At 74.3% G+C, this 5,017-nt stretch carries 5 protein-coding genes; 1 reads left to right on the top strand and 4 read right to left on the bottom strand.

From position 1 onward, the window contains the following. The 4 genes from G3I42_RS28915 to G3I42_RS28900 all read right to left on the bottom strand — a co-directional run. Positions 1-175, bottom strand: a 175-nt coding sequence (locus tag G3I42_RS28915) for an XdhC family protein (RefSeq protein WP_164290708.1), incomplete at its 3' end; no start/stop codon positions are given. 17 nt (positions 176-192) lie between these two features. After that, complete coding sequence (gene pucD, locus G3I42_RS28910) at positions 193-2,595, bottom strand: xanthine dehydrogenase subunit D (RefSeq protein ID WP_164290707.1); 2,403 nt, start codon at positions 2,593-2,595, stop codon at positions 193-195. Further along, the gene (locus G3I42_RS28905) at positions 2,592-3,167 is read right to left on the bottom strand and encodes a (2Fe-2S)-binding protein (protein ID WP_164290706.1); all 576 of its coding nucleotides are present in this window, start codon (positions 3,165-3,167) and stop codon (positions 2,592-2,594) included. Before G3I42_RS28905 ends, pucD begins: the two co-directional genes overlap by 4 nt. Next, on the bottom strand, positions 3,158-4,051 hold the full coding sequence (locus G3I42_RS28900; RefSeq protein WP_164290705.1) for an FAD binding domain-containing protein: 894 nt from the start codon (positions 4,049-4,051) through the stop codon (positions 3,158-3,160). The genes G3I42_RS28905 and G3I42_RS28900 overlap by 10 nt, the downstream gene beginning before the upstream one ends. Before the next feature lie 280 nt (positions 4,052-4,331). Between G3I42_RS28900 and G3I42_RS28895 the strand changes: the two genes are divergently transcribed. After that, positions 4,332-5,017 (top strand): PucR family transcriptional regulator ligand-binding domain-containing protein (locus G3I42_RS28895; protein ID WP_203607495.1); only part of this gene is annotated, 686 nt, incomplete at its 3' end.

Here is a 5,017-nt window from a genome sequence, read left to right as displayed (position 1 = left end):
CCGCGCCCTCGACGCAGCCGCCGGAGACCGAGCCGACCGCCTCCCCCGCCGCGTCGACGGCGAGGGCCGCGCCGGGCGCGCGGGGCGCGCTGCCGGTGACGGAGACGACGGTGGCGACGGCGAAGGCGCGGCCTTCGGCGGCCCACCGGCGCAGGGTGGGGGCGAGGTCGAGCATGGCGGTCTCCGGAGGGGTCAGTCCACGAGGTGTTCGGGGCGTACGGGGGTGCGGTCGAGCGCGCGGCCCGTCGCGGCGCGGATCGCCGCCAGGATGGCGGGCGTCGAGGAGAGCGTGGGCGCCTCGCCGATGCCGCGCAGGCCGTAGGGGGCGTGGTCGTCGGCGAGTTCGAGGATGTCGAGGGGGATCGTGGGCGTGTCGAGGATGGTGGGGATGAGGTAGTCGGTGAAGGAGGGGTTGCGGACCTTCGCGGTGACCGGGTCGACCAGGATCTCCTCCATGACGGCGATGCCGAGGCCCTGGGTGCTGCCGCCCTGGATCTGGCCCTGCACGGAGAGCGGGTTGAGGGCCTTGCCGACGTCCTGGGCGCAGGCGAGTTCGACGACTTTGACGAGGCCGAGTTCGGTGTCGACCTCGACGACGGCGCGGTGCGCGGCGAAGGAGTACTGCACGTGGCCCTTGCCCTGCCCGGTGCGGCGGTGGAAGGGCTCGGTGGGGCGGTGGCGCCACTCGTCCTCGATCTCGACGCTCTCGTCGCCGAGCACGTCGGCGAGGCTCGCGAGGACTTCGCCGCCCTCGGTGACGACCTTGCCGTCCTCCAGGAGGAGTTCGGCGTGCGCCCAGGCCGGGTGGTACGTGCCGAACTTGACGCGTCCGAGGTCGAGCACCCGCGCGCGGACGAGTCCGCACACGTGCTTGACCGCGCCGCCCGTCATGTAGGTCTGCCGGGAGGCGGAGGTCGAGCCGGCCGAACCGACGCGGGTGTCGGCGGGGTTGATGGTGACCTGGGTGACGCCGAGTTCGGTGCGGGCGATCTGGGCGTGGACGGTGACGCCGCCCTGGCCGACCTCGGCCATCGCGGTGTGCACGGTCGCGACGGCCTCGCCCGCGATGCTCTCCAGGCGCACGCGCGCGGTCGAGTAGTCGTCGAAGCCCTCCGAGAAGCCGACGTTCTTGATGCCGACCGCGTAGCCGATGCCCCGGACGACGCCTTCGCCGTGGCTGGTGTTCGACAGGCCGCCGGGCAGGTGCCGCACGTCGGCGCCCTCGCTGGACTCCCACTGCCGTTCGGGCGGCAGCGGGCGGGCCTTGACGCGGCGCAGGAGTTCGGCGACGGGCGCGGGCGAGTCCACGACCTGCCCGGTCGGCATGACGGAGCCCTGCTCCATGGCGTTGAGGCGCCGGAACTCGACGGGGTCCATGCTGAGCGCGGCGGCGAGCTTGTCCATCTGCGCCTCGTACGCGAAGCACGCCTGCACGGCGCCGAAGCCGCGCATCGCGCCGCAGGGCGGGTTGTTGGTGTAGAGGGCGAGCGTCTCGATCTCGACGTCGTCGACGACGTACGGGCCCGCGCCGAGCGAGGCCGCGTTGCCGACGACGGCGGGGGACGAGGAGGCGTAGGCGCCGCCGTCGAGGACGATGCGCGCCCTGAGGTGGGTGAGCTTGCCGTCGCGGGTCGCTCCGTGCTCGTAGTGGAGCCTGGCGGGGTGGCGGTGGACGTGGCCGAAGAAGGACTCGAAGCGGTTGTAGACGATCTTGACGGGCTTGCCGGTGCGGAGCGCGAGGAGGCAGCCGTGGATCTGCATGGACAGGTCCTCGCGCCCGCCGAAGGCGCCGCCGACGCCGGAGAGCGTCATGCGGATCTTCTCCTCGGGCAGGCCGAGCACGGGGGCGATCTGGCGGAGGTCGGAGTGGAGCCACTGGGTGGCGATGTAGAGGTCGACGCCGCCGTCGTCGGCGGGCACCGCGAGTCCGGACTCGGGGCCGAGGAACGCCTGGTCCTGCATCCCGAAGAAGTACTCGCCGCTCACGACGACGTCCGCGCGCCGGGCCGCCGCCGCGACGTCGCCGCGCACGACCGGCTGGCGGTGGACGATGTTGGGGTGCGGGACGTGCGCGGCGTGGTGGTCGGCGCGGCCCTCGTGCAGGAGCGGCGCGCCCGGCGCGGTCGCGGACGCCTCGTCGGTGACGACGGGGAGTTCGCGGTAGTCGACGCGGATCTTCGCGGCGGCACGGCGCGCGGTCTCGGGGTGGTCGGCGGCGACGAGCGCGACGGGCTCGCCGTGGTGGCGGACGCGGCCGTGGGCGAGGACGGGCGTGTCCTGGATCTCCAGCCCGTAGTGGCGCACGGCGGTGGGCAGGTCGTCGTAGGTGAGGACGGCGTGCACGCCCGGCGTGGCGAGGGCCTCGGCGGTGTCGATGGAGCGGATCTCGGCGTGGGCGTGCGGGGAGCGCAGGGTGTGGCCCCACAGCATGTCCTCGTGCCACATGTCCGAGGCGTACGCGAACTCGCCGGTGACCTTGAGGATGCCGTCGGGGCGGAGCGTCGACTCGCCGATCCCGCCCGGGGTCGTGGTGCCGGGGCGCCCCTGGGTGAGGTGGGTGGGGACGCCGGTGGGGGTGGTGCGCGGGGTGGTCACCGGGCCTCCTCGGTGCGGGCCGTGTCCTGGCGGGCGGCGGCGAGACGGACGGCGTCGAGGATCTTCTCGTAGCCGGTGCAGCGGCACAGGTTGCCGGACAGGGCCTCGCGGATGTCGGCGTCGCTGGGCGAGGGCACGCGTTCGAGGAGGTCGTCGGCGGCGACGAGGAGGCCCGGGGTGCAGAAGCCGCACTGGACGGCGCCCGCGTCGACGAACGCCCGCTGGACGGGCGAGAGCGCGGGGCCGCCCGGCTCTCGCGGGCTCGCCTCCCAGCGGCGCGGGTCCTCGGGAGCGGCGGTCGCGGGCTCCGTACCGGCGCGCCCGGCCGCGTACTCCGCGAGTCCTTCGACCGTGTCGACGCGCCGTCCCTCCGCCTGTCCGGCGGCGACGAGGCAGGCGCAGACCAGGACGCCGTCGAGCCGGACCGTGCAGGAGCCGCACTCGCCCTGCTCGCAGGCGTTCTTGGAGCCGGGCAGGCCGAGGCGTTCGCGCAGTACGTACAGGAGCGACTCGCCCTCCCACACGTCGTCGGCCTCCTGGCGCCGTCCGTTGACGACGAGGTTCACGCGCATGACGCTCCGTTCCCGCGCTGCTCGGTGGCGAGGGCCTGCCAGGCCCAGGTGAAGGTGCGGCGGGCCATGACGCCGACCGCGTGCCTGCGGTAGGCGGCCGAGCCGCGCACGTCGTCGATGGGGTCGCAGGCGCCCGACGCGAGCTGCCCGAACTGCCGCAGCGCCGCCTCGCCGGGTGGTCTGCCGGTCTCCCAGCAGCGCTCCTCGTCGAGCACGGAGGTGAGGAACTCCTCGGCCGCCTTCGCGCGCACGGGGGTGGGCGCGGCCGAGCCGATCCCGGTGCGCAGCGTGCGGCGCTCGGGGTGGAGCGCGAGGCCGAAGGCGCACACGGCGATGACCATGGCGTTGCGCGTGCCCACCTTGGAGAACTGCTGCGGTCCGCGCGCGGCGGGCAGGTGGATCGCGCGGATCAGCTCGTCGGGGGCGAGGGCGTTGCGCTTGACGCCCGTGTAGAAGTCGTCGACGGGGACGCGGCGCGTGCCGCGTACCGAGGCCACCTCGATGTCGGCGCCCGAGGCGAGGAGCGCGGGGTGCGCGTCCCCGGCGGGCGAGGCGGTGCCGAGGTTGCCGCCGACGCCGCCGCGGTTGCGGATCTGCGGCGAGGCGACGGTGTGCGCGGCGCGCGCGAGCCCGGGCAGCTCGGCGGCCAGCTCGGTGATGATCCGCGTGTACGGGACGGAGGCGCCCAGGCGTACCGTGTCCCCGTCGCGTTCCCACGCGCTCAGCGCCGCGACGCGGCCGAGGTCGATGAGGTGCGCGGGCCTGCGGTGGTCGAAGTTCAGCTCGACCATGACGTCGGTGCCGCCCGCGAGCGGGACGGCGGCGGGGTGCGCCGCCTTCGCGGCGAGCGCGTCCTCCCAGCTTGCTGGTCTCAGGAACTCCATGCGGACTCCATGCGGGTCTCTCCCGGTCGGTCGTGCGGTCGGAAGGAAGGGCGTCGGGGGCGGGCGGGACAAGCGGGGCCGGCGGGGCAAGGGGGCGGCTTCCGTACGGCCGTACCACGGGTGCGCCCAGTGAAGCGGTGACAGGGCCGTTCCGCACAGTCACCGAACCCATGAACGAATTGGCTGTCCAGGGCCCCTGTCTTGTAGATTCGTATGAAGAATGCGGGCGTTTCACTTCGCTGTTTCGCCCAGGAAACACCTAGGGATCGGCGGCGAGGACATGCGGCTGCGCGCACTGCTGGAGAGCGGCACGCTGGGGCTCCGGCTCCTCGGCGGCGCCGAGCAGCTGGACCGTACGGTGCGCGGGGTCATGACGACCGACCTGCGCGACCCGAGCCGCTACCTCTCGGGGGGTGAGCTGGTCCTCACGGGGCTCGCCTGGCGGCACGCGCCCGAGGACTCCGAGTCCTTCGTGCGGATCGTCTCGGAAGCGGGCGTCGCGGCGCTCGCGGCGGGCGAGGCCGAACTGGGCCCGGTCCCCGAGGACCTGATCGCGGCCTGCGCCCGGTACCGGGTCCCGCTCTTCTCGGTGAGCGAGTCCGTCGCCTTCGCGACGATCACCGAGCACATCGTGCGGCAGGTTTCCGGCGAGCGCGCCGGGGACCTCGCGGCGGTCGTGGACCGGCACCGCAAGCTCATGACGGGCGGCCCCGCGGGCGGTCCGGGCGCGGTGCTCGACCTGCTGGGCAGCGACCTCGACCTGCACGCCTGGGTGCTCTCGGCGACGGGCCGCGAGATCGCCGGCTCGGCACGTACCGGCGCGCCCGCGCTCGCCCCCGAGGTGCGCGAGACCCTCGCCTCGGCCCGCCTCGACGCGGTGCGGACCGGACGGCTCGGCGCGCAGCGCGTCACCGTCGGCGACACCGTCTACTCGCTCTTCCCCGTGCACTCCGCGACCCCGAGCCC

Source organism: Streptomyces sp. SID11385, from assembly GCF_010548245.1.
Taxonomy (GTDB): Bacteria; Actinomycetota; Actinomycetes; order Streptomycetales; family Streptomycetaceae; genus Streptomyces.
This window is presented reverse-complemented; position numbering and strand designations above follow the sequence as displayed.

Bases quoted from the DNA above. Each gene is read 5' to 3' on its own strand.
- G3I42_RS28905 (WP_164290706.1), bottom strand. From the start codon at position 3,167: ATGCGCGTGAACCTCGTCGTCAACGGACGGCGCCAGGAGGCCGACGAC.
- G3I42_RS28900 (WP_164290705.1), bottom strand. From the start codon at position 4,051: ATGGAGTTCCTGAGACCAGCAAGCTGGGAGGACGCGCTCGCCGCGAAG.